18 protein-coding genes, 1 tRNA gene and 1 pseudogene are annotated in these 23,243 nt (G+C 61.9%); 6 read left to right on the forward strand and 14 right to left on the reverse strand.

Annotated elements, in window-relative coordinates; translation table 11 throughout:
• Positions 1–146: 146 nt before the first annotated feature.
• Together M0D68_RS14750 and map are read right to left on the reverse strand one after the other, a co-directional pair.
• A complete protein-coding gene (locus M0D68_RS14750) occupies positions 147–680 on the reverse strand; it encodes a GNAT family N-acetyltransferase (protein ID WP_200620212.1) in 534 nt (177 codons plus the stop codon).
• A gap of 185 nt (positions 681–865) precedes the next feature.
• Positions 866–1,651: a type I methionyl aminopeptidase gene (gene map / locus M0D68_RS14755; RefSeq protein WP_093643903.1), complete on the reverse strand. Its 786-nt coding sequence runs from the start codon at positions 1,649–1,651 to the stop codon at positions 866–868.
• 388 nt (positions 1,652–2,039) lie between these two features.
• On the opposite strand from map, the gene M0D68_RS14760 reads away from it, so the two are divergent.
• The 3 genes from M0D68_RS14760 to M0D68_RS14770 all read left to right on the forward strand — a co-directional run bounded on the left by M0D68_RS14760 (position 2,040) and on the right by M0D68_RS14770 (position 5,611).
• Positions 2,040–3,017: a ferritin-like domain-containing protein gene (locus M0D68_RS14760; protein ID WP_256456188.1), complete on the forward strand. Its 978-nt coding sequence runs from the start codon at positions 2,040–2,042 to the stop codon at positions 3,015–3,017.
• 121 nt (positions 3,018–3,138) lie between these two features.
• The gene (locus tag M0D68_RS14765; protein ID WP_266224692.1) at positions 3,139–4,464 is read left to right on the forward strand and encodes an Nramp family divalent metal transporter; all 1,326 of its coding nucleotides are present in this window, start codon (positions 3,139–3,141) and stop codon (positions 4,462–4,464) included.
• Between the two features lie 94 nt (positions 4,465–4,558).
• Entirely contained in the window at positions 4,559–5,611 is a 1,053-nt protein-coding gene (locus M0D68_RS14770; RefSeq protein WP_266224694.1) for an alpha/beta hydrolase, read from the forward strand.
• On the opposite strand, the pseudogene M0D68_RS14775 reads toward M0D68_RS14770, so the two are convergent.
• From M0D68_RS14775 to M0D68_RS14800, 6 genes and pseudogenes are all read right to left on the reverse strand, one after another.
• Positions 5,554–5,994, reverse strand: a pseudogene (locus tag M0D68_RS14775) (chalcone isomerase family protein); the annotation flags it as partial. The gene M0D68_RS14770 and the pseudogene M0D68_RS14775 sit on opposite strands and share 58 nt — an antisense overlap.
• Position 5,995: 1 nt before the next feature.
• Positions 5,996–7,207 carry a cyclopropane-fatty-acyl-phospholipid synthase family protein gene (locus M0D68_RS14780; RefSeq protein ID WP_266224696.1) on the reverse strand — a complete coding sequence of 404 codons (1,212 nt, stop codon included), beginning with the start codon at positions 7,205–7,207 and terminating at the stop codon, positions 5,996–5,998.
• A 12-nt stretch (positions 7,208–7,219) separates the two neighbouring features.
• Complete coding sequence (locus M0D68_RS14785; protein ID WP_266224697.1) at positions 7,220–8,071, reverse strand: DUF1365 domain-containing protein; 852 nt, start codon at positions 8,069–8,071, stop codon at positions 7,220–7,222.
• Positions 8,068–9,372, reverse strand: coding sequence for an NAD(P)/FAD-dependent oxidoreductase (locus M0D68_RS14790; RefSeq protein ID WP_256456183.1), 1,305 nt, complete (start codon positions 9,370–9,372; stop codon positions 8,068–8,070). Before M0D68_RS14790 ends, M0D68_RS14785 begins: the two co-directional genes overlap by 4 nt.
• 242 nt (positions 9,373–9,614) lie before the next feature.
• Entirely contained in the window at positions 9,615–10,784 is a 1,170-nt protein-coding gene (locus M0D68_RS14795; protein WP_256456182.1) for a transporter substrate-binding domain-containing protein, read from the reverse strand.
• Between the two features lie 42 nt (positions 10,785–10,826).
• Positions 10,827–11,585: a hypothetical protein gene (locus tag M0D68_RS14800; protein ID WP_093643920.1), complete on the reverse strand. Its 759-nt coding sequence runs from the start codon at positions 11,583–11,585 to the stop codon at positions 10,827–10,829.
• Positions 11,586–12,341: 756 nt separating this feature from the next.
• Between M0D68_RS14800 and M0D68_RS14805 the strand changes: the two genes are divergently transcribed.
• Complete coding sequence (locus M0D68_RS14805) at positions 12,342–12,860, forward strand: hypothetical protein (RefSeq protein WP_054035084.1); 519 nt, start codon at positions 12,342–12,344, stop codon at positions 12,858–12,860.
• Between the two features lie 73 nt (positions 12,861–12,933).
• On the opposite strand, the gene M0D68_RS14810 is transcribed toward M0D68_RS14805, so the two are convergent.
• From M0D68_RS14810 to M0D68_RS14820, 3 genes are all read right to left on the reverse strand, one after another.
• A tRNA-Ser gene (locus tag M0D68_RS14810) sits at positions 12,934–13,023 on the reverse strand.
• 161 nt (positions 13,024–13,184) lie between these two features.
• Entirely contained in the window at positions 13,185–14,480 is a 1,296-nt protein-coding gene (serS, locus tag M0D68_RS14815; protein WP_200564354.1) for a serine--tRNA ligase, read from the reverse strand.
• 136 nt (positions 14,481–14,616) lie between these two features.
• Entirely contained in the window at positions 14,617–15,930 is a 1,314-nt protein-coding gene (locus M0D68_RS14820; RefSeq protein WP_054035088.1) for a replication-associated recombination protein A, read from the reverse strand.
• Between the two features lie 272 nt (positions 15,931–16,202).
• Between M0D68_RS14820 and cytX the strand changes: the two genes are divergently transcribed.
• A complete protein-coding gene (cytX, locus tag M0D68_RS14825) occupies positions 16,203–17,519 on the forward strand; it encodes a putative hydroxymethylpyrimidine transporter CytX (RefSeq protein WP_266224699.1) in 1,317 nt (438 codons plus the stop codon).
• A gap of 81 nt (positions 17,520–17,600) precedes the next feature.
• Here the strand turns inward: cytX and speB are convergent, their stop codons facing one another.
• A complete protein-coding gene (gene speB, locus M0D68_RS14830) occupies positions 17,601–18,590 on the reverse strand; it encodes an agmatinase (protein ID WP_054035089.1) in 990 nt (329 codons plus the stop codon).
• A 171-nt stretch (positions 18,591–18,761) separates the two neighbouring features.
• Between speB and M0D68_RS14835 the strand changes: the two genes are divergently transcribed.
• Positions 18,762–19,682 (forward strand): LysR family transcriptional regulator, encoded by a 921-nt coding sequence (locus tag M0D68_RS14835; RefSeq protein WP_054035090.1) that lies wholly within the window; start codon positions 18,762–18,764, stop codon positions 19,680–19,682.
• Between the two features lie 84 nt (positions 19,683–19,766).
• Here the strand turns inward: M0D68_RS14835 and lolA are convergent, their stop codons facing one another.
• Entirely contained in the window at positions 19,767–20,504 is a 738-nt protein-coding gene (gene lolA, locus M0D68_RS14840) for an outer membrane lipoprotein chaperone LolA (protein WP_093643951.1), read from the reverse strand.
• 216 nt (positions 20,505–20,720) lie between these two features.
• Complete coding sequence (locus tag M0D68_RS14845) at positions 20,721–23,036, reverse strand: DNA translocase FtsK (RefSeq protein ID WP_093643953.1); 2,316 nt, start codon at positions 23,034–23,036, stop codon at positions 20,721–20,723.
• Between the last annotated feature and the right edge of the window lie 207 nt (positions 23,037–23,243).

The raw sequence follows: 23,243 nt of genomic DNA on the forward strand, positions 1-23,243 counted from the left end.
CGACAGAACGCGGCACGGCGGCCTGAATACCCATGACGTAGCCACGTCTCGGCCATACAGGCCGCGTCCAGGCCGGTCATTTGGCCATGAACGCTGTAGCGACGCGGATGGGATGTGAGCGGCAGGCTGACGCGCCGCTCGCGAGATCACTGCTGAAATACCTGCGATGTGGTCGGCACGTGCCGCACCAGCAGGCTTTCTGCCTGCTCGGGCGCACGCGCGACGCGGCGATGCTCGCCGGTGGGACCGAAGCCGAGCGCCTCGTAAAAGCGCATCGCATTGCGGTTGGCGTCGGCGACCCACGCGTAGATTTCCATGGCGCCTTCGCCGGCGAGCCAGGCGCTGGCGGTGTCGACCAGCAACTCGCCGCCTCGCAGATGACGCACGGCCGGCGCCACCCACAACTCGCAGACGAACGCGCGGCGCGCCTCGGAGTCGTCGAAATAGGCTTCGACTAGTCCTGCCGGATGGCCCTCGGTATAGAGGATGAAACTGGTGAAGATAAACGAAACAGCGTGTTCAGCAGCGGTGGCGTCGAAGGTGGCGGCATCCGCCGACAACGCGTCCTCTAGCGTCTCGCCGAAGGCATAGGGTGCCTCCCGCAGCGACGCAGTACGGAGTTCGCGGAAAACAGCGCCCTGATCAGCGGCGATACGGCGAACGGTCAATGACGGACTCATGCAGACGAAAACCCCTTGAAACCCTAAGGCATAGCTTTAACCGAACCGGCGCGCGAGTCAAATCCTTATTTGCCGGATCGAACTTTAGCCGCGGTTCCTGGTGCAGGCGCCGCGCGCCCGCTGCGCAGCAATTCGCCCGCCCACCGTCCGGATAGCCGGTTCGTCAGGCGCGCTGGTCACTGCGTTCAAGGCGCTTCGTAATTGCCGGTGCCGTCCGGCCATGGCGTCAGCAGCTCGTAGCCCTCTTCGGTCACGGCGATCATGTGCTCCCATTGCGCCGACAGCGAACGGTCTTTGGTGACCACGGTCCAGCCGTCACGCTGCACCGCGGTGCTGGCGCGGCCCGCGTTGATCATCGGTTCGATCGTGAAGACCATGCCCGGCTTCAGACGCACGCCCTGCCCCGGCTGACCGTAGTGCAGCACTTGCGGGTCTTCGTGATAAACCTTGCCGATGCCATGCCCACAATAGTCGCGCACGATCGAGAAACCGTCGCGCTGCGCGATCTTCTGGATCGCGTAGCCGACGTCGCCGAGCGTGGCGCCTGGCTTGACCTCGCGAATGCCGGCCAGCATCGCTTCATAGGTCGTGTCGATCAGCTGGCGCGCCACCGTGCTCGGCTGGCCGACGCAATACATGCGGCTCGTGTCGCCGAAATAGCCGTCTTTGATAATCGCGACGTCGATATTAATGATGTCGCCGTCTTTCAGGATTTCGCTGCGGTTAGGAATGCCGTGGCACACCACCTGGTTGACGGACGTGCAAACCGTCTTCGGAAAACCCAAATAGCCAACATTTGCCGGAATCGACTTTTGTGTATTGACAATGTAGTCGTTGCACAGTGCGTCGAGCTCGTCGGTGGAGACACCGGCCTTGACGTGCTCGCCGATCATCGCCAGCACGTCGGCCGCGAGGCGGCCGGAAATGCGCAGCTTGGCGATGTCGTCAGGAGTCTTGTAGGTAATAGCCATGAATTCGGTGGGGCTGAAACGATGTTGACGATCGGCCAATTGTACAGAGGATCGCCGGAGGGCCTCCGCGAGCCGGACGGGACCTGCTAGCCGGGCGTTTTTTCCGCACGACGCCGATCGGCTTTCTGGAGTCGGAAAAACCGTGTCAGCCTGCCCCATGCTGCGAGCGCGCAGAGAAATCTTTTGTGAGGCTTGCATCTGGCCGCGCATTCGCGTCGTAAAGAAGTTGAGGACTCGATTTCTTCCCCACATCGTTTAGTTCTTCTCAGAAGAACGGGGCCTCTTTGCGTCCGCGATTTGCGTTTGAGCATCGCGTGGATAGCAGTTGTCCGCGCGTATGCGTCGCGAGTCCGCGGCATTGGCGTCGTACCATCGGAGGAGCATAGCCATGTCGGAATCCAGCAATAAATCAGCAGAGCTTATCGACGTATTCGACCGCCGGGTTGAACGGCGCCTGCAGCGCAGACAGTTTTTCCGCAACGCTGGCGGACTCGGCCTAGGTCTGGTCGGCGGCACGCTGATCAGTGCGTGCGGCGGTGGCTCCGGCTCGAGTGCCTCGGCCGCCAGCGCACCGACCGATCCGGAGATTCTCAACTTCGCGCTGAATCTGGAATACCTGGAGTCGCAGTTCTATACGTATGCGACAACAGGTGCGGGCCTCGCGGCCAGCATGACGTCCGGTCTGGGTACGCTGGGCACGGTAATTCCAGGGCAGCAGGTGCCGTTCCAGGATCCGGTCGTTCAGGCCTATGCGAACGAAATCGCCAACGACGAACGCGAGCACGTCACCTTCCTGCGCAGCGCGTTGGGCTCGGCGGCAGTCGCGATGCCCTCGATCGACATTGGCGGGACCAATCCGAACGGAGCGTTCTCGAACGCGGCGCGCGCTGCGGGTCTGGTCGGCGCAGGCGTCGCCTTCAATCCGTATGCGAACGACAACAACTTCCTGCTCGGTGCGTTCATCTTCGAAGACGTCGGCGTGACGGCCTACAAGGGCGCCTCTCCGCTCATCACCAACAAGACCTTCCTCGAAGCGGCTGCCGGCATTCTCGCGGCTGAGGCGTATCACGCCGGGCTCGTGCGTACAGTGCTGTTTGCAAAAGGCGTCGACACGGCGAGTATCTACACCGCCGCCAACGCCATCTCCGCCGCGCGCGCCAGCCTCGACCAGAACGGCCACGACGATCAGGGCATCACGGGCGCGACGTCTGGATCGTCGAACATCGTGCCGCTCGACAGCAACGGGCTCGCCTTCAGCCGCGGCTATGGCAACGTACTCAACATCGTCTACCTGACGAGTTCGATGGCGACCAAGGGTGGTTTCTTCCCGAACGGCGTGAATGGCACGCTCAACATGAGCGCCTGAAGCACGCAACGTACTGTGCCGGATGCACCGGCAACGGGTCGCCGCGATGACGATCGCGCTCACCCGTTGGCCGGCCTTCATCTGGATTGCCTTGAACGCTTGAAGACGGACAGGAGCAGTCATGAACAAAGCGATCAGCCAAGCCGCCGTGCCTCAAACCCTCACCGAGCAGACCTGTTTCGATATCCGCGAAACGCTGGCAGGACGGCGTCGCGGCTTGCGGACGATGCTGCCGTTCGTTGGACCGGCGGTCGTCGCTTCGATCGCGTATATGGACCCGGGCAACTTCGCCACCAATATTCAGGCGGGCGCCGGTTACGGCTACACCCTGCTCTGGGTGGTCGCGTTGGCGAACATCGTGGCGATGTTATTTCAGACGTTATCCGCCAAGCTCGGGATCGTGACCGGCAGCAATCTCGCCGAACTATGCCGCTCGGTCCTGCCGCGCCGTTGCGTGCTCGCGATGTGGGGCATCAGCGAAATCGCGGCGATGGCGACCGACCTGGCAGAATTCGTCGGCGGTGCGATTGGCGTTTCGTTGCTCACGCATCTACCGATGATGCCGAGCATGCTGATCACCGCCGCCGTCACCTACGGTTTGCTGCAGTTCGAGAAGCGCGGCTTCCGCCCGCTCGAACTGGCGATCGCGGCCCTCGTCGGTGTGATCGGGCTGTCGTATCTCGCCGAGTTGCTGATTGCGCCGGTGCATTGGTCATCGGTTGTCAAGCATACGTTCACGCCGGGCATTCCCGATAGCAACGCGCTGACGATTTCCGTCGGCATTATCGGCGCAACGGTCATGCCGCATGTGCTGTTCCTGCATTCGGGACTCACGCAGAATCGCGTCAAGCCGCGCAATGAAGGTGAGCGCGCCAAACTGCTGCGCTTTTCGAATATCGAGGTGGTGGTTGCGCTCGGCGTGGCCGGACTCATCAACATGGCGATGGTGATCATGGCGTCGAGCGCGTTTCATGCGGGGCATGCCGATATGGCCAGCATCGAAACAGCATGGCGCACGCTCACGCCGCTGCTTGGTGGCGCCGCGGCGGGTCTCTTTCTTGCGGCGCTGATTGCGTCCGGTGTGTCGAGTTCGGTCGTCGGCACGATGGCCGGGCAGATGATCATGCAGGGCTTTGTCGGCTTTCATATCCCCGTATGGGCGCGGCGGCTGATTACGATGGCGCCGGCGTTCGTGGTGGTTGCCTGCGGAGTGGACGCGACGCGCGCGCTGGTGCTGAGCCAGGTGGTATTAAGCATCGCACTACCGGTGCCGATGATCGCGCTGGTGTGGTTCACCTCGCGTGGCGACTTGATGGGCCGCTACCGGAATCGCCGCTCGACCACGATCGCCGCGGTGGCGGGCACATTCGCCGTGCTGGCGCTCAATCTCATTCTGTTGCTGCAAGTGGCCGGCATTTCTCCATGGCCGCCGTTCCACGCGGGATAAGGTGGCAAAGCAGCTTTCTGCATCCGGTTATCGGGTTGGCGCGTACATTGTTCGAACGCTTATTCACGAACGATTTTCGACGGACCCGACTTTCATGCCTCGACGCCTGCTTACCTTGACCGCCGCGCTGGCGCTCGCCGCTCTGGGCGGCTGTAGCGCCGCGGGCGTACTCAACGCCACCGTATCGCACAAGAACTTCCAGGTTGAGCACAGTCTCGCGTACGGCCGCTCGCCACTGCAGACGCTCGATGTCTACATGCCCGCCGCCAATTCACCGCAAAGCGGTTCGCACGGCCGTCCGATCGTCGTGTTCTTTTACGGCGGCAGCTGGCAGAGCGGTTCGCGCGACAGCTATCTGTTCGTCGGTGCGGCGCTGGCTTCGCGTGGCTTTGTGGCCGTGGTGCCCGACTATCGGACGTGGCCGGAAACCACCTTCCCTGGCTTTGTCGACGACGCGGCCGCAGCCGTGCGCTGGGCACGCGATCACGCGGCCGAGTTCGGCGGTGACCCGTCACGGATCTTTCTGATGGGTCATTCGGCCGGTGCGCATATCGTGATGCTGCAGGCCACCGACGGTCGCTATCTCGCAGCGCAACAGATGAGCAAGCGCGACTTGAGCGGCGTGATCGGCCTTGCCGGCCCGTATGATTTTCTGCCGCTGCACGACGCGACGCTTGAAGAAATTTTCCCGCCTGCATTGCGCGCGGCGAGCCAGCCGATCAACTTCGTCGAAGGCGACGAACCACCGGTGTTCCTCGCAGCGGGCGAGCGCGATACGACAGTCGATCCGGGCAACACCGACCGGTTCGCGGCCAGGCTGCGCGCCGCCGGCGACACGGTTGAAGTGAAACACTATCCGCGGATTGGGCACGCGCTGCTGGTCGGCGCCATCGCCGGGCCGTTGCGGGGCTTTGCGCCAGTCCTCGACGATACCAGCGCGTTTATCGACGCACAGACGAGCCGTGAGGTGCAGCGTGATGGTGATGCGCAATCATCGCCATGCGCATCATGCACGCTTCACTGCGCGGTACCGAGCAACTGTCTGCGCAAGGTCGGCGCGCGCGTCGACGGATCGAGCCAGATGCCGAAGAAGGCCCGTGCGAATGTAGGATCGTCGAACTCGCCGGTCATACGGTCACCCGCATAAAAACGCACGCCCTTGTCCGGCAGATAGACCGCGCTTAACTGGTCGCCGGGACCGACATCGACAAACGCCTGCATCATATCCGCACGCCAGCGCTCCAACGTATCGGCTGGAATCGGCGCGCTGGCAAGACGCTTGATCTCGCTGATACCCGCATCGACGAACCGCTCGCGCTTGATGCCGCGAGCGTAAATGATGTGCAGCGCGAAGCGTTCGTCATAGTCGATGGGTACGCGTTCGCTCCACATCTGCGCACGGTAGAGCTTGAAGCCGAACACGCTGAAATCGCCCTCGCCCACGAGTGTCGCGGACTGCATGTCGCCGCGCCAATCGGCGCAGGCGGCCGTCGCCCACAACACCAGCACGATCGCCGCGAGCACACGCATATCAGTCCGCCGAGGTGAGCAGGAACTGCATCACGTCCGTGCGTCCTTCGTCGAAGCCAGCTTCGCAGTACGCCAGATACAGCCGCCACGTCCGCACGAAAATCTCATCGAAGCCTTGCGTATGGATCGTATCGAGTTGTGCTTCGAACGCGCTGCGCCAGCGGCGCAGGGTCTCGGCATAGTCGTGTCCGAATGCCAACGACGTACGTGCCGTGAGCTTGCCACGCCGCGCCGCTTCGATGAAACGCTGCGGACTCGGCAACATGCCGCCCGGAAAAATGAATTCGCGGATGAAGTCACTGGTCGCGCGATAGGCGGTGAAGTGTGAATCGTCGATCGTGATGGTTTGCACGAGCGCGCGTGCACCAGGCAGGAGACGTTCGCGCAAGATGCGGAAATACGTCGGCCAGAATTTTTCGCCGACCGCTTCGAACATTTCGATCGATACGATGCTGTCGTACTGACCAGTCAGCGTGCGGTAGTCGCGTAGTTCAAGATGCACCCGATCACTCAGGCCTGCTTCGCTCACACGCTGCTGGGCGAATTCAAGCTGCGCCTGCGAGATCGTGATGCCGTGCACGTGGATCCCCTGGCGCGCCGCGTGCATCGCAAAACCGCCCCACCCGCAGCCTATTTCCAGAATGTGCATGCATTCGCGCAAACCGAGCGTATCGATGATGCGTTGATACTTCGCATGTTGTGCGGCTTCGAGCGGTTGGTAGAAATTGCCATCGAACATAGCGCTCGAATAGGTGAACGTCGGATCCAGCCACTGCGCGTAGAACGCATTGCCGATATCGTAGTGCGCATGAATATTGCGCTGACTGCCCGCACGCGTATTGGGCCTGAGCTTATGACGCAGCCCGTACCAGAGCTGCGCGAGCCAGCCGCCGTAGACCGTGCGTTGCAGCGCGCGCTCGTTGCGAATCGCGACGCGCAGCAAGGCGGCCAGATCAGGCGTGTCGACCCAGAACGCGCGCCATGCGTCGGCGAAACCGATATCGCCTTTGCGCAGAATCGCGCCGCACGCACGCCAGTCGCGCAGCTCCAGACGCGCGCCCGGTGCCGCGTGCGAATCGCCGAACACGCGCTGCTGACCGTCGGGCGTGATCAGCACCAGATGCCCAACCTGAATTCGTTCGAGCAGAGAGAGAAACAAACGGCCCGAAGCGGGGACGGTTCGGTGCTCGCTCAGGGTTCTTGAAAGCGCCATGGCTGAATCTCCTCAATCGGACGAAATGGGGCGCGCAGCGGCGGACGGTTGGCCGGCTGCGGCGTGGTCGGTGGGTGCGTCAGCGGTGCGGTTCGGCGCAGGATGTTTGCCGTAGAACGGCGCTTTCTTGATGACGAGGCGCAACGCCTGCCAATGAATTCGTACGACGACGCCGACGGTCAGCAATGGTTGACGGAGCAACGCGGCGAGCGCTGTCGAGCGCGTTAAGGGTTTCAATCGCCCACCCAGTGCCGTGCGGATCAGCAAACCGTCAACGTCGTGGTAGTCGATAGAGACCAACGCGCTGTTTGGCGCCTCCCTGACGCGAAATTCGTAGCTCCCCTCGACGCGGCAAAATGGCGACACGTGTAGCACTTTTCGGCATTTGAGTTGTGTTTCGGACGTGATCGGAGCGTTGCCCGCAGCGCTCAAGAGGTAGCTATGGCGATCGCCAAAAGTGTTGCGCACTTCGGCCAGCAACGCGCGCAGATGACTGTCTCGATCGTGGCAAAACCAGAAACTGACCGGATTAAATGCATAGCCGAACACACGCGGGAACGCTTGCAGCAAGATCTTGCCGTCCGCTGCTTCAATACCCGCCGCCGATAGTTGCGCGCGCATCCATGTGGCGAGATCGCTGCCGTCGCGTGGGCCGTGATCGCGTTGGTGCAAGCTGAGCGGCCGCCAGCGATCGACGCCAAACCATCCGCTATCGAGCAACGCAAGACGATCCAGATCGCAGCGCACGCAAAACACCGGATACGTGAAGCGATGATGCTTCGGCCGCAGACGCTCGTGCATCACCCGGCCCGTCAAAAGCCAGGCAGCCGGATCAACGTTGGCTTCGACATAAGCGGGATTCATAGTTTGGCCCACGCCGGCGACGCGTCGAAATCGACGGCCACGCGCAGTGCCGATTTCAGACCGTCCTCATGGAAACCGTAGCCAGTCCATGCGCCCGCGAACCAGGTACGGCGCTTGCCTTGCACCGACTGCAGACGGTGTTGCGCATCGATAGCGGCCAGATCGAACAACGGATGGTCGTAGACGAAGCGGCGCAACTCGGTGCCCGGCGCCGGCTGCGTAACCGGATTGAGCGTAACGACGAGCGGCGTTCTGAACGGCAGCGGCTGCAGTTGATTGACCAGATAGCTGACACACACCGGATGCGTGCCGTCGACCGCGCGGCTCCCCAGATAATTCCACGCCGACCACACACGCTGACGACGCGGCAGCAGATTCGTATCCGTATGCAGGACCGCAACGTTCGGTTGGTAGCGCACGGCGCCCAGTACGCTGCGCTCGTCCTGATCGGCGTCGTTGTCCAGCAGACGCAGCGAGGTCGGCGCGTGGGTGGCGAGCACCAGCGCGTCGAAGCGCTCCGTGCCCTTGTCCGTGAAGACATCGACGCCGTCAGCATCGCGTCGCACACCTTTGACTGCGGTACCGATGCGCACGTCGTCGAGCGTGTCGACGATACGCCGTACATATTCGCGCCCTCCTCCGACCACCGTTTTCCACTGCGGCCGGCGGTTCACCTGAAGCAACGCATGGTTCAGACAAAAGCGCAGGAACGTGGTGGCCGGGAACGCGAGAATGTCTGCAGTCGCGCTCGACCAGATCGCCGCAGCCATCGGCAGCAGGTAGTGACGCTGGAACGCGCCGCCATAGCCACCGGCCATCAACAGTTCGCCCATCGAGGCGCGCGTTTCTATCGCGAGATCGAGATTGCTCTGCGCACTGCTGTTGAAACGCATGATGTCGCGCAGCATGCCGATGAAGGTCGGCGAGAACAGGTTGCGACGTTGCGCGAACACGGTGTTCAGGCTGGTGCCGGCCCATTCAAGGCGGCCTTCGTCGAGCGAGACCGAGAAGGTCATTTCACTCGGGTGCGACTCGACGCCCAGTTCGGCGAACAGCGCGATCAGGTTCGGATAGGTGCGGTCGTTGAAAACCAGGAAGCCCGTGTCGACGGGATGTGTGTGGCCCTCGAGGGTGACGTCCACGGTGTTGGTGTGGCCGCCCACGTAGCCGGCCGATTCAAACAGCGTGACCTGATGGTTGCGCGCCAGCAGATAGGCGCTGGCCAAACCCGAGATACCGGCGCCGATAACCGCGACCCGCGAGCCGCGCGGTAGTGGTGAGGTCGGTGCGGAATGGGTCATGGGCGCGTCTCCTGGTTTCAGGGGCGCGCGGTCGGTTAGTTGGGTATGGCGGGGTGGCGCGTCCTTGAAGGGATTTACGCAGCGGGGGTTGAAACGGATGCAAATCTGGCGGATTTTGGACGGCAGACACGGGCACGCGACCCGGCGAGACAGGGCTAGCCGACGTGCGGCGTGCTCACATTGGCAATCGGGGAGAGTTGTTCATGCCGGGCCGCGAGGGCCCGGCAGAAAAATCTACCGCGTCAGCGCACCGGAATGATCAGGTGCTGACCGATAAGGATGAGGTTGGGGTTCGGCAGGTTATTGCGCTTCTGCACTTCAACAAATCGCGCACCGCTTCCCAACTGGCTCGCGGCAATGGCATTCAGCGTGTCGCCCGAGCGGACCACGTACGTCTTCTCGCCGCCGGTCGCAGCGGTGGTGAGCACCTGGTCGCTGATGAAGTATTTACGCAACAGGTCCAGATAGGCCGGCGACTGCTTGACCTTCGCGATCGCGGAGTTCAGGTAGATCAGGAGCGCGCTGTCTTCCTTGCGTACGCCGATTTTGTACGCGAGATTGGAGCCGTCCAGCTTCGTGACAGCGAAGGTCAGGTCAGTGCCCTTGATTTCCGATACGCCGAACGGATAGTCGTAGACGATGGCGTCGACCTGATGCTCGTCCAGGAAGTGCGACATCCACGACCGCTGACCTTCGATGCTCGCATCCGACAGTTCGACGATCTTGCTATTCGGGAACGCTTTCTGGACATACGCTTTCACGTCCGGATCACCCTGCAGCACACCGACCGTTTTGCCCGCCAGATCGGAGGCGGAGCGGACCGGCGAACCCTTGGCGACGATCAACGAATAGCCGAAGTCCTCGACGTAGGGAATCGAATAGACGACGCCGCTCGGGGTGTTGTCGGGGAACGTCAGGCCGTCCATGGCGACGTCGACGACCGCGTTGCCCTGCTTGTCGGTTTTCGTCAGCTGATCGGGGACTGCCGGATACGTGTCCACGCCGTGGTGCGTGTCGACGGCGATGGTCGGATGATCGCCCGAGGTGAACTCTTTCTGCGCGAACAACAGATTGGCGAAGTCGACGTTGAAGCCTTGCGGCTTGCCGTTGTCTTCCGAGTAAAACGGCCGCGATGGATTTTCGACGCTGACGCGCACGACACCGTTGCTCAGGATCGACTTCAGCGTGTCCTTGTTAGGCACGAAACCGTCCGGATTGCTCGGAGCTGGCGTTTTGACGTCGGCGCTGCTGGGGTTGCCGGTGTCTACGCCGTTCACCCCACCATTCACCGCGACGGTGTCCTTGTCGGCGCTCTGGCTGCTGTTAAGCGGATTTTTCAGGCCGCCTTCGTGGATATACCAACCGGCAGCGAGCAAGATCAGGAAAAGAACCGAACCCAGAATTTTCTTCATTATTTTTTGATCGAGTTGAGTAGTCGAGCGGTGCGCGCCAGATTATTTGGGCGCCGCGGGCGAGCCGAGTTGCTGGGCGGGCTGACTGATAGCGCCTATCTCGGTAGCGGCCTTGGCTTGCTGCACTTCCGCGCTTTCCATCAGCGACGTTTCCATTTCGGAAAATGCTTTGTTGACCGAGTTCATCACCGAATCGAGCGCGGCGTCGGTTTTGATTTGCGCGAACGTGTCGCTCGATTGCATGCCGGCGATCTTGTTCATGCGTTGCGCGGATTGCGACATATCCCACAGCGCTTTGGCCCGGTCGATCGCGTCGGAGAATCGCTTGAGTTCGTCCTGAACCTGCTTATAGCGCCCCTCGCGAAACGCGAGCAGTTTTCTCATCGTCGCGAGTTGGGTCTCGAAACGCGCCGCGTCTTCCGGATACTGCTTTTTAAACTGCGCGGTTTTATCTTCGAAGTTTTTCACTTCTGTGCGGAAATCCGTGATGCTCTTCTTGAACCGCTCGGCCCCTTCCTGCTTTTCGGCCAGTTCGTTGTAGAGCGTCTCGATCGGGTTCGACTTTGCTTCGTTCACGAACATCTTGACCTTCTGATTCGCGAACTTCATGGCGAGAACGGGACCGAAGTTGATCGCCGCAAGCCCGATCACCGCCGCGAGGATCAGGCCGACCAGGCCTTTGACCAGCAGGATGGCCAGCGGCGCGCCGATGGCGATGCACAGCCCGATAATCGACCACTTGATGACTTTGTATTTCGTGCTGCTTTTGGTCGTGTCAACGACCGAATTGCCGACTGACATGTGAATCCCCTTTTGAAGCCTGTTTTACAAAACTGGTCTTGCAAACTGTTCGGGACATCGTTGTGGCTATGTGTTTGGCGTCTGTGTTTTTGGACTCGACGCGAAAACGCTGTATGACTTTACAGGCACTCAGGCGACTCGGGAAGTGCCACTTCTTTTTCACCATAATTCGACGGGTCACGAAATCGATTTGGCCGAGTGGGCAATGGCTGCGCATGTCGAATTCAGGCGGAAATATTTACGACAAACAAGCATCGGATTATTTTCTAATTGCTTTCAATTCGCGCGTCCGCGGTAAGTGAATTTTTTCTTGCGACCTGAAAACGCACATGTCCATTATGTGAATCGCATAAATTCGGTGCTGTGCTCGCGTTTTTTGCATCGTTTTGGACGAAGCAAAGTTGGGTGGTGAAGAAGGCCTCGCAGCGCAATCAAACGGGCAATGCGGGGGGCGCAACGATCAAATGATCCCCTGGCCAGCGACAGCCGGGATAAAGAGAACGAATGACGATCGATTCAAATTAACGTTTCATATCCAAAGTGTTCAAGGTGCCGGCGTGGCTGGCTCGCGCGCCAGGCCGTACTGTGCCCCTCATCAATCTCCGGAGCACGGTGATGCTGCATACATTGCTAGCCAGACGCGAAGGGCTGACTACAATGTATTGATAAAAGCGAGATTGCAGGGGCGGTCGGCGGTCAATTCAGGCATAGCAGTCGGTAGCGTGACGTTTCAATTCCTTCATTGGAGGCACGGCCATGACCTGCCTGAACGAAAGGATTGTCGGCGCAATATTCCTTGTTCTGAACGGATATGCGTTCGCGGGTGGCCTTGCCACCGACCTGCCCGAAGCGATGACCGTTGCGAACATCGCGCCTCTGCCCGAGACGGTTGTTCCACCCATTCCGGAACCGCAGCGGTATTTGCATCGCTATGAAATGGAATATCAGTCGGACCAGGGAAAGCCGTTTTACGCGCAAGTCGATAATTTCTATAGTACGCAGGCGATCCGCGAATTCCGATTTGGCGCTGGGAGCGTCACGCCAACGCCTGAGGCGACACCGCAGCAGACGTCGAGTTATCTCAATCTGGGTCCGTCGATGGCGCCGCAACTCTCGATAGCCCAGTTGCCGAACACGACTTTAACGCTCGGTGCGCAACCGCAGCGAAGGCTGTCGTTGACCGTCAACGACTGGGTTTTTTCTGGAACTGCGCGTGTGGCAGTTTTCCATTCGCATGATACGGGTGCGACGCTTTCTGTTTGGCATGGCTTCTGATTCGGGCACGCGATTCGAACGACCCAAAAGCAAAACCCCCGCTGAACTTTCGTTCAGCGGGGGTTTTTAAATTTGGCGGAAAGGGTGAGATTCGAACTCACGGTACCCCTAAAGGTACACTGGATTTCGAGTCCAGCGCATTCGACCACTCTGCCACCTTTCCGGGTCTTCCAACTCACAGCAACAAGGCCATTTCGTCAGATCCAAGCGGGTCGTTGCTTGGGAGAGAAAGATTATAGAACAGCTGAAACCGATTTCCAAGCCCCTCGGCCAAAAAATTTCAAAGGGACTTGGCAATCGGCAGCGGCCTCAGCCCGGCGCCAATCAAGCCGCCGGCACTTCCAGCCGTTCCACCCCACCGAGGTAAGGACGCAGCGCCACCGGCACCGTCACCGAACCATCCGCGTTCTGGAAATTCTCCAGCACTGCCACGAGCGTGCGGCCAACCGCCAGACCCGAACCGTTCAGCGTATGCACCAGCTCCGGCTTGCCCTGCGCATTGCGGAAGCGCGCCTGCATCCGGCGAGCCTGGAACGACTCCGTGTTCGAGCAGCTCGAGATCTCGCGATACGTATTCTGCGCAGGCACCCACACCTCCAGGTCATACGTCTTGGCTGCCGAGAAGCCCATGTCGCCCGTGCACAGCGTAATCACGCGGTACGGCAGCTCAAGCTTCTGCAAAATCGCCTCAGCATGGCCGACCATCTGCTCCAGCGCGTCATACGACGTTTCCGGCGCGACGATCTGCACCATCTCGACCTTGTCGAACTGATGCTGGCGGATCAGCCCACGCGTGTCGCGGCCATACGAACCCGCTTCCGAGCGGAAGCACGGCGAATGCGCGGTCAGCTTGATCGGCAACGTGTCCGCCTCGACGATGCTGTCGCGCACCGTGTTCGTCAGCGAAATTTCCGAAGTCGAAATCAGATATTGCGTGACCGTGTTCTCGTCACCGCCCTTCTCGACGCGGAACATGTCGTCGGCGAATTTCGGCAGTTGGCCGGTGCCGTACAGAATCTCCGGATTCACGATATACGGCGTGTACACCTCGGTATAGCCGTGATGCAGCGTGTGCGTGTCGATCATGAACTGCGCCAGCGCGCGATGCAGCCGAGCAATCTGTCCACGCAGCAACGTGAAACGCGCGCCCGACAGTTTCGCGCCGGTCTCGAAATCGAGGCCTAGCGGCGTACCGACGTCGACGTGATCCTTCACCTCGAAATCGAACTGGCGCGGCGTGCCCCAGCGGCGCACTTCGACGTTCTCCGTTTCGTCCTTGCCTGCGGGCACGCTTTCGTGCGCCAGGTTCGGCACGCCGAGCAGCAGGTCGGACAAACGCTTCTGGATATCGTCGAGCTTGGCCGCCGACGCCTTCATCTCGTCGCCAATCCCGCCCACTTCGGCCATCAGCGCCGACGTATCCTCGCCCCGCCCTTTCATCCCGCCGATCTGCTTCGACAGGGTGTTGCGGCGCGCCTGCATCTCTTCGGTACGGGTCTGGGTGTCGCGGCGTTCCGCTTCGAGGGCGGCAAAGGCCGCCACGTCGAGGGTATAGCCGCGGTCGGCGAGGCGTTTGGCGACGCCGTCGAGGTCTTTGCGCAGCAGCTGGATGTCGAGCATGGGATGGGGCAGGTGTTCGTTGTATGAAGCAGCGATTTTAGCGCACCGGCGCGGGCGGCCGGTGCGTTAGATGGTCAAGGCGTGCGGAATGGCGACACGGCATCTGCAACGGCCGCAGAAGCCCAGGCGAAAAGGCTCAGCCCTTCTTCGGCTTGTTCTCGCTACGCCACTGCGCGTCGAGCTCGGCCAGACGCGCCATCTTGTCGCCGATCTTGCCTTCGAGACCGCGCGGCGTCGGCTCGTACCAATGCGGGTCGCGCATGTTGTCCGGCAGATAGGTCTCGCCGGCCGCGTAGGCATCGGGTTCGTCATGCGCGTAGCGGTATTCGTGACCGTAGCCGAGTTCCTTCATCAGCTTGGTCGGCGCGTTACGCAGATGCACCGGCACGCCGCGCGACTGGTCTTTGCTCACGAACCGCCGAGCCTCGTTGTACGCGTTGTAACCCGCGTTCGACTTCGGTGCGACCGCCAGATAGATGATCGCCTGCGCCAGCGCCAGTTCGCCTTCGGGCGTGCCGAGGCGCTCGTAGGTTTCGGAGGCGTCGAGCGCGATGCGGGCCGCACGCGGGTCGGCGAGGCCGATGTCTTCCCATGCCATCCGCACGATGCGTCGCGCGAGATAACGCGGGTCCGCGCCGCCGTCGAGCATGCGGCAGAACCAGTACAGCGCGCCGTCCGGGCTGCTGCCGCGCACCGATTTATGCAACGCGCTGATCTGGTCGTAAAATGCGTCGCCGCCTTTGTCGAAGCGGCGCAAATTCTCGGCGAGCGCGCTGCCGAGCAGAGCGCCGTCGATTTCGGTGCTCTTCTGCTGGGCCGCCGCGCGCGCGACGATTTCCAGGTTGTTCAGCAACTTGCGGCCGTCGCCATCGGCGGAACCGATCAGGGCGTCGCGGGCTTCGTCGGTGAACGTGAGGCCGCCGAGTTCTTTCTGCGCGCGGTCGAGCAGTTCGCGCTGTTCTTCGTCGGTCAGGCTTTTCAGCACGTAGACGGCGGCTCGCGAGAGCAACGCGCTATTCACCTCGAACGACGGATTCTCGGTCGTCGCGCCGACGAACACGAACAGCCCCGACTCGACGTGCGGCAAGAACGCGTCCTGCTGGCTCTTGTTGAAGCGATGCACTTCGTCGACGAACACGAGCGTCTGATGCCCGTTCGCGCGATGAATCTGTGCGGTCTCGACGGCTTCGCGGATATCCTTCACGCCCGAAAGCACCGCGGACAACGCGATGAACTCGGCATGAAACGCGTCGGCCATGAGCCGCGCGAGCGTGGTTTTGCCGACGCCGGGCGGGCCCCAGAGGATCATCGAATGGGCTTCACCGGATTCGAAAGCGACCCGCAACGGCTTGTTCGGGCCGAGCAGGTGCTTCTGGCCGATCACTTCGTCGATATTGCGGGGCCGCAGGCGTTCGGCGAGCGGAACATTGGCACGGGTTTCTTCAAACATGACGTTTTGGGGATAATCTCGGCTTTTCCGGACGCGGTCCGTGTGAAGGCGGCGTGCTGCCGGATGAACAAAGCCGGCACGCAAGAGTGCGGGCAACGTCCTGCATTATGACAGTGACGGCGCTCGGGCGATGACCACGCCGGTTAGCCAGTAATCTCGCCGACAGCCTGACAGGCTAACATCGCGCGCGGATTGGCCGGCAACACGGGCATCGCACGCGAACATACAAGCAGCACCGAACGCACAAGCAACACCAACAGGGACAAGATTAGATGGCACAAGATCCACTCGCCGGCGACGCCGGCTCCACCTACGCACCGCTCACGCCGGTGCCCGACGCGCGCCGCGCGTTCCGCACCGGCGACGCTTTCGCGCTCTGGTTCTCGCTCGGCATCGGCCTCCTGGTCGCGCAGGCGGGCGCACTGCTGGTGCCGGGGCTGTCGCTGCCGCATGCGTTGCTGGCGATCGTGATCGGCAGCGTGATCGGCGTCGTATTGCTGGCGCTGGCAGGCGTGATCGGCACGGATACGGGGCTCGCGGCGATGTCGTCGCTGCGGCCGACGCTTGGTGTGCGCGGCGCCTCGGTGCCTGCTGTGCTCAACGCGGTGCAACTGGTCGGCTGGGGCGCGTTCGAGGTGATCGTGATGCGCGATTCCGCCGATGCGCTCGCCAAGCAGGCCTTCGGTTTCTCGATGCCGCTGATCTGGACCGTGATCTTCGGTTTGCTCGCGACGCTGCTGGCCATCAGCGGCCCGTTGTCGTTCGTGCGCCGGTTTCTGCGCACGTGGGGCATCTGGCTGCTGCTGGCGGGCGCTGCGTGGCTCTCGTGGAATCTGCTCGCCAAGCACGATCTGGCCGAATTGATGCGCCGTCCGGGCACCGGCGAGATGTCGTTCGGTGGCGCAATCGATCTGGTGGTCGCGATGCCGCTCTCGTGGCTGCCGCTGATCGCCGACTACACGCGTTTCGGCCGACGCCCCGGCGAGACCTTCCGCGGCACGCTGCTCGGCTATGGCATCGCAAACATTTGGTTTTACGCGCTCGGCGCGATCTACGGTCTCGCGGCCGGCGGCGGCGATGCGCTGCTGACCGGCGCGCTGGCTCAAGCAGGCGGCGGCCTCGCCCTGCTGCTGATCCTGATCGACGAAGTGGACAACGCGTTCGCCGACATCCACTCGGCAGCGGTCTCGACCGGCACGTTCTGGACGCGCGGCAGCGTGCCGTTGTTGTCGGCGGCGTTCGGTGCGCTGTGCACAGCGATCGCCTTGCTCGTGCCGATGGCGAAGTATCAGAACTTCCTGCTGTTGATCGGCTCGGTGTTCGCGCCGCTGTTCGGCGTGGTGCTGGTGGATCACTTCATCGTGCGCAAGCGTCGCATTGAAGCCGCCGTGCTCGGCGATGTGCGTGGCCGTTACGGCTTCTCAGGCGGCTGGCATCTGAGCGCGTTTATCTCGTGGGCAATCGGGATCGTGGCGTATCAGGCGATCAATCAATGGCTGCCGAATCTGGGCGCTACGCTGCCCGCGTTGGTGATCGGCGCGGTGTGTTATCTGGCGCTGGTATCGACTCGGAAGACTGCCTACGCTTGAGTCGTTGAAGCATCACTGCAATGAAGAAAAGGCCTGCATTTGCAGGCCTTTTCTCTTCATACACCATCAATCGTGGTCAGCTCACCGCTTCGACGCCCGATACTCGACACCCGGCAGCACGCACAGCAATTCAAACGCGAGATTCGCACCAAGCAACGCGGTCGTCCCGAACGGATCGTACGGCGGCGCGACCTCAACCAGATCGCAGCCGACGATGTTCAGGCCATGCGAGCCACGAATGATTTCCAGCGCTTGCGGCACCGTCAAACCAGCGATTTCCGGCGTGCCCGTACCCGGCGCAAACGCCGGATCGATACCGTCGATATCGAACGTGATGTACACCGGACCGTCGCCCATGCGTTCCCGCACACGTGCCATCAGCGGCGCCAGCGACTGGTTCCAGCACGCCTCTGCCTGCACGACTTCGAAGCCCTGATCGCGGCACCAGTCGAAGTCTTCAGCCGCGTAACCCGTGCCACGCAGACCGATCTGCACGACGCGGTCGCAATCCAGCAAGCCCTCTTCCACCGCGCGGCGGAACGGCGTGCCGTGTGCGATCTTCTCGCCCATCATCGTGTCGTTGACGTCAGCATGCGCGTCCACGTGAATCAGACCAACCTTGCCGTGCTTGCGATGAATCGCGCGCAGGATCGGCAGCGCGATCGTGTGATCGCCGCCCAATGTGATCGGCTTGCAGTTGTGCTGGAGGATTTCGTCGTAGGCGGTTTCGATGCGTTTGATCGAATCGTGCAGGTTGTATGGATTGATCGCGACATCGCCGAGATCGGCCACGCGCAGCGAATCGAACGGCGCGGCGCGTGTCGCCATGTTGTACGGGCGCAGCAGCACCGATTCGCTGCGGATCTGGCGCGGCCCGAAACGCGCGCCGGTGCGGTTCGAGGTGCCGAGATCGAACGGCACGCCGACGAAGCAGGCGTCGAACCCTTCGGCCGAGCCGACGTTCGGCAGCCGCATCATCGTCGCAATGCCGCCGCAGCGGGGCATTGCGTTGCCGGACAGCGGCTGCGGCCGTTCACCGGCGTCGGGGGAAATGAAAGAGGAAGTATTCATCGTGTCTCGGCAATGAAAAGAGGGGCAGTAAGCAAATACGTGCAACCGGCCGAGGGATCAATAGAAAAAGCGCACCTTGCCGGGCGAATCTCGATTCTTGAGCAGTTTCCCGCAAGTTAAAATACGAACAGAATAAACTTCACATTGATTCGTAGCGATGTATCCTGCCGTATGTTCTCCCAACTCACCGATCTCGACCTGCGGCTGATCCGCGTCTTCCTCGCCATCGTCGACGCCGGCGGCGTCTCGCCGGCCCAGGCCACGCTGAACGTCGGCCAGTCGACCATCAGCACGCAACTCGCCACACTGGAAACGCGCCTCGGCTACCGGCTGTGCGAGCGCGGCCGCGGCGGCTTCAGCCTGACCGCGCGCGGCGAGCAATTTATCGACGCAGCCCGCGCCCTACTGTCCGCCGTCGATACTTTCGGCATGCAGGCGCGCAATGTCGGCCGCAAACTGGTCGGCACACTCGATATTGGCATGATCGGCCACACACCGGTATCGGCGAGCGCGCGCATCAGCGACGCAATCGGCCGGTTTCGTGCCCGCGATCAGTCAGTGCGGTTTTCTATTCTGGTGCGCTCGCCGGGCGAACTCGAAGAACTGCTGCTAAACGGCCGGATTCAGATCGGCATCGGCTATTTCTGGCATCGCGTGCCGTCGCTCGAGTACACCGAGGTGTTCGCCGAAGATCAGTTCGCGTATTGCGCAAAGGGGCATCCGCTGTTCGCTTCTGCCGGCGAAGTGCCGCCCGTCGAAGCCGCGGCGCACGAATGGGCGTGGCGCAGTTATCCGCTGCCCGAAGCCGAAAGTTCGACGACGCCGCAAAATGTCACCGCCCTCGCGGACAACATGGAAGCGGTCGCGATGCTGGTGTTGTCGGGGCATCATCTCGGCTATTTGCCGGGGCATTTCGCGGCGCCGTTCGTGAAGCAGGGCCTGTTGGCCGCGTTGAATCCCGCACAGATGAAGTACCGCGTGGCGTTCCATATGGTCACGCGGGCGCGGCAGCATCGAACGGATATCGTTGAAGCGTTTATCGACGATATGAAGGCCGCGCACCCGGTGCAGGTGCTGGAAGTGGATGAGTAGCGGTTCGGCGTTGCACGCGCCGCCAAGAAAAAAGCCGCGCAAACGATGCGCGGCTTTTTCTTTGCATAGGCAAACTGCGGCAGCTTAACCGTTGATCACATCCGCGCCCTTCGGCACCGTGAATTTGAACGCATCGGCCGGCAGCGGCGGGTTCTTCTGAATGTTCGAGAACGTCAGCAGTGTCACGTTGCCGAACACATCGTGCAGTTCCATCGCTTCAAGATTGCCGTCCTTGAAGCCGATGCCAACGCGCTGAAACTGTGTGTCTTTTGCCTTGGGCGTCAGTTCGAGCCAGTCGATGCCGGCCTTCACGCCTGCATCATGCAGCGTGAAGTTCTTGTCCAGATCGTTGCTGCCGAACAGGATCGCCGCCGGGCTCGCACCGAGTGCGCCGCCAAGACTGCGCACCGTCACCTGGTTCAGATCCTTGTCGTACACGTACAGCTTGTCGCCGTCGGCTTGCAGCAGTTGTGCGTAGGGCTTCTCGTATTGCCAGATGAACTTGCCGGGGCGCGCGAACGTGAACGTGCCGCTCGACGTGCCGGTCTTGCCAGTGGTGGACAGCACACCGCTCGCGCCGCTTGCACCCTGCGCCTTACTCGGCGCGCGCACTTCCTGCTGCACGAAGGTACCGCGCGCGGAATGCACTTGCGCGACGAAGGCCTTCAGTTGCTCGGTGCCGCTCGCGAATGCCTGCGACGCGACGAGCATCGACGCGCCAATTGCCACACTGCCGACGCCGCGTGCGATCTTGCGAGCGAGTTGGCCAACACGGTTGGGTTGAGCACTCTGTCGAGCGTGCTGCTGCGCGAATAGCTGCATGGTGTTTTCTCCCTTGATTGAATTTGTTGGGCGGTCACGCCGGCGGGTGTTGAGGACAGCGGCCGGGTGACCGTGGCGGCTAGCTTGAACCGCGCAGCCGGGGGACGAGCCCTCAGCCTTGGGTCACAGCTTAAGCAAGAAGCCTTAAGCGGGGCTTATACGGCATTTGTGCGCTGCGCTTTGCGGCTGGTTCGGTGGACCAGCCGCGTAGATCGCCTATTCCGCTTCCCGCGCCGGCGCAAGAATCTCTCGATTGCCGTTCGACGACATCGCCGACACCACGCCCGAGTTCTCCATCTGCTCGAGCAGGCGCGCCGCGCGGTTATAGCCGATGCGCAAATGCCGCTGCACCAGCGAGATCGACGCACGGCGGTTCTTCAGCACCACGTCGACCGCCTGGTCGTATAACGGGTCGGCCTCGCCGTCGCTCGAGCCCGATCCACCGGCGCCTGCGGAGCCTTCGTCGCCCTCGCCCGTCACGCCGCCTTCGAGAATGCCCTCGATATAGTTCGGCTCGCCCTGCTCCTTGAGCTTGTCGACGACGCGATGCACTTCTTCGTCCGACACGAACGCGCCGTGTACCCGCACCGGCAAACCGCTGCCCGGCGGCAGGTACAGCATGTCGCCCATACCGAGCAGCGATTCCGCGCCCTGCTGGTCGAGAATCGTGCGCGAGTCGATCTTCGACGACACCTGGAAGGCCATGCGTGTCGGCACGTTGGCCTTGATCAGGCCGGTAATCACGTCGACCGACGGACGCTGCGTGGCCAGAATCAGATGGATGCCGGCCGCGCGCGCCTTCTGCGCGATCCGCGCGATCAGCTCTTCGACCTTCTTGCCGACCACCATCATCAGGTCGGCCAGTTCGTCGATCACGACGACGATGTTCGGCAGGCGCGACAGCGGCTCCGGATCGTCCGGCGTCAGGCTGAACGGATTCGGCAGCTTCTCGTCGCGCTTGGCGGCTTCGTCGATCTTGTTGTTATAGCCGGCGAGGTTACGCACGCCGAGCTTGCTCATCAGCTTGTAGCGGCGCTCCATTTCGGCCACCGCCCAATTGAGCGCGTGACCCGCCTGGCGCATATCCGTGACCACCGGACACAGCAGATGCGGAATGCCTTCGTAGACGCTCATTTCGAGCATCTTCGGATCGATCAGGATCATACGGACCTGGTCGGCGCTCGCCTTGTAGAGCAGCGAGAGGATCATCGCGTTGATACCCACCGACTTGCCCGAGCCGGTCGTACCGGCCACCAGCAAGTGCGGCATTTTTGCGAGGTCGGCGCACACCGGCTTGCCGCCGATATCCTTGCCCAGACCCATGGTAAGCGGCGAAGCCGCATCCGCATAAACCGCCGAGCCGAGAATCTCCGAGAGACTCACGGTCTGACGGCGCTGATTCGGCAACTCCAGCGCCATGAAATTCTTGCCGGGAATCGTTTCGACCACGCGAATCGACACCAGCGACAGCGAACGCGCGAGATCTTTCGCCAGACCGACGATCTGGCTGCCCTTCACGCCAGTAGCCGGCTCGATTTCATAACGCGTGACAACGGGGCCCGGATAGGCGGCGACCACGCTTACTTCGACGCCGAAGTCCTTGAGCTTCTTCTCGATCAGGCGCGAGGTGAATTCGAGCGTGTCGGCGGAAATGGTTTCCTGCGCGGCCGGCGCTGCGTCGAGCAGCGAGATCGGCGGCAAGGTGGAGTCGCCCGGCAGGTCCGTGAACAGCGGCACTTGCCGTTCTTTCTCGACGCGCTCCGATTTGGCGGGCGTGACGATGGGCGGCACGATCATGACCGGCTCGTGTTCCTCGATCCGCACGCGGCCCTTTTCGACCTTGCCTTCACGCTTCACGGCGGCGGCTTCGCCCAATTTACGGTCGCGGCCCGCCTCGCGGCGCAGCTTGGCGAACGTGACCGCCGAAATGATCGACTCGCCGACCTTTTCCGACACCGACAGCCACGAAAAACGGAAATACAGCGACAACCCGATGCCAAGCACGATAAGTAGGGCCAGTGTGCCGCCGGTGAAGCCGAGCGCATGCGATATGCCGCGCGCGACCGCTTCGCCGATCACGCCGCCCGGCGCGCGCGGCAACTGCACTTTCAGCGACCACATGCGCAACGCTTCGATACCGTCGCAGGCAAGCAACACCAGCATGAACGCGAACGCGTCCGCGAGCCAGCCGGCATCGCGCGGCGCGTCTTCCTGCAGTTCCTCGTGACGGGTGATACGGCGGTAATTGGCGGAGATATGGCGGCCGAGCAGCACGATCCACCAGTAGGCGGACAGCCCGAAAAGCAGCAGCAGGATGTCGGACGTCCACGCACCGACGCGGCCCGCCCAGTTGGCGATATGGTCGACCTGCGCAGCGTGCGTCCAGCTCGGATCGTGCCGGCTGTAGCTGACGAGCGCCATGAGCAGGAACACGCCGAGCGCGACCTGCAAGATCCAGCGGATTTCGGTGAAAAGGCGCGACATGCGGTGCGGCAATGCCTGCGCGCTCGCGGAATAGGGAGCTTTTGCCATTGATCCTGTTGCTTGTGTGGCCGATTGCCGCTGGAGTCGCGGCCCGAAGCGGCGCTTAAGGCGGCTCCAGACCCGGTCCCGGCTGCCGGATCCATCGATGCGGCCTATTGTAAACGCAGTGCCTCACGCGAGGCTGTAAATGACGGTAACTTAGCCGATCGACCACACGAAAGGCCACCGAAGCCCGCGGCAACGCTATCGCCACGA

It is taken from the genome of Paraburkholderia sp. SEWSISQ10-3 4, from assembly GCF_030464785.1.
Classification (GTDB): domain Bacteria; phylum Pseudomonadota; class Gammaproteobacteria; order Burkholderiales; family Burkholderiaceae; genus Paraburkholderia; species Paraburkholderia aspalathi.

Excerpts from the sequence above, each read along its gene's own strand:
- M0D68_RS14750 (WP_200620212.1), bottom strand. The coding sequence starts at position 680 with ATGAGTCCGTCATTGACCGTTCGCCGTATCGCCGCTGATCAGGGCGCT.
- map (WP_093643903.1), bottom strand. The coding sequence starts at position 1,651 with ATGGCTATTACCTACAAGACTCCTGACGACATCGCCAAGCTGCGCATT.
- M0D68_RS14760 (WP_256456188.1), top strand. The coding sequence starts at position 2,040 with ATGTCGGAATCCAGCAATAAATCAGCAGAGCTTATCGACGTATTCGAC.
- M0D68_RS14765 (WP_266224692.1), top strand. The coding sequence starts at position 3,139 with ATGAACAAAGCGATCAGCCAAGCCGCCGTGCCTCAAACCCTCACCGAG.
- M0D68_RS14770 (WP_266224694.1), top strand. The coding sequence starts at position 4,559 with ATGCCTCGACGCCTGCTTACCTTGACCGCCGCGCTGGCGCTCGCCGCT.
- M0D68_RS14780 (WP_266224696.1), bottom strand. The coding sequence starts at position 7,207 with ATGGCGCTTTCAAGAACCCTGAGCGAGCACCGAACCGTCCCCGCTTCG.
- M0D68_RS14785 (WP_266224697.1), bottom strand. The coding sequence starts at position 8,071 with ATGAATCCCGCTTATGTCGAAGCCAACGTTGATCCGGCTGCCTGGCTT.
- M0D68_RS14790 (WP_256456183.1), bottom strand. The coding sequence starts at position 9,372 with ATGACCCATTCCGCACCGACCTCACCACTACCGCGCGGCTCGCGGGTC.
- M0D68_RS14795 (WP_256456182.1), bottom strand. The coding sequence starts at position 10,784 with ATGAAGAAAATTCTGGGTTCGGTTCTTTTCCTGATCTTGCTCGCTGCC.
- M0D68_RS14800 (WP_093643920.1), bottom strand. The coding sequence starts at position 11,585 with ATGTCAGTCGGCAATTCGGTCGTTGACACGACCAAAAGCAGCACGAAA.
- M0D68_RS14805 (WP_054035084.1), top strand. The coding sequence starts at position 12,342 with ATGACCTGCCTGAACGAAAGGATTGTCGGCGCAATATTCCTTGTTCTG.
- serS (WP_200564354.1), bottom strand. The coding sequence starts at position 14,480 with ATGCTCGACATCCAGCTGCTGCGCAAAGACCTCGACGGCGTCGCCAAA.
- M0D68_RS14820 (WP_054035088.1), bottom strand. The coding sequence starts at position 15,930 with ATGTTTGAAGAAACCCGTGCCAATGTTCCGCTCGCCGAACGCCTGCGG.
- cytX (WP_266224699.1), top strand. The coding sequence starts at position 16,203 with ATGGCACAAGATCCACTCGCCGGCGACGCCGGCTCCACCTACGCACCG.
- speB (WP_054035089.1), bottom strand. The coding sequence starts at position 18,590 with ATGAATACTTCCTCTTTCATTTCCCCCGACGCCGGTGAACGGCCGCAG.
- M0D68_RS14835 (WP_054035090.1), top strand. The coding sequence starts at position 18,762 with ATGTTCTCCCAACTCACCGATCTCGACCTGCGGCTGATCCGCGTCTTC.
- lolA (WP_093643951.1), bottom strand. The coding sequence starts at position 20,504 with ATGCAGCTATTCGCGCAGCAGCACGCTCGACAGAGTGCTCAACCCAAC.
- M0D68_RS14845 (WP_093643953.1), bottom strand. The coding sequence starts at position 23,036 with ATGGCAAAAGCTCCCTATTCCGCGAGCGCGCAGGCATTGCCGCACCGC.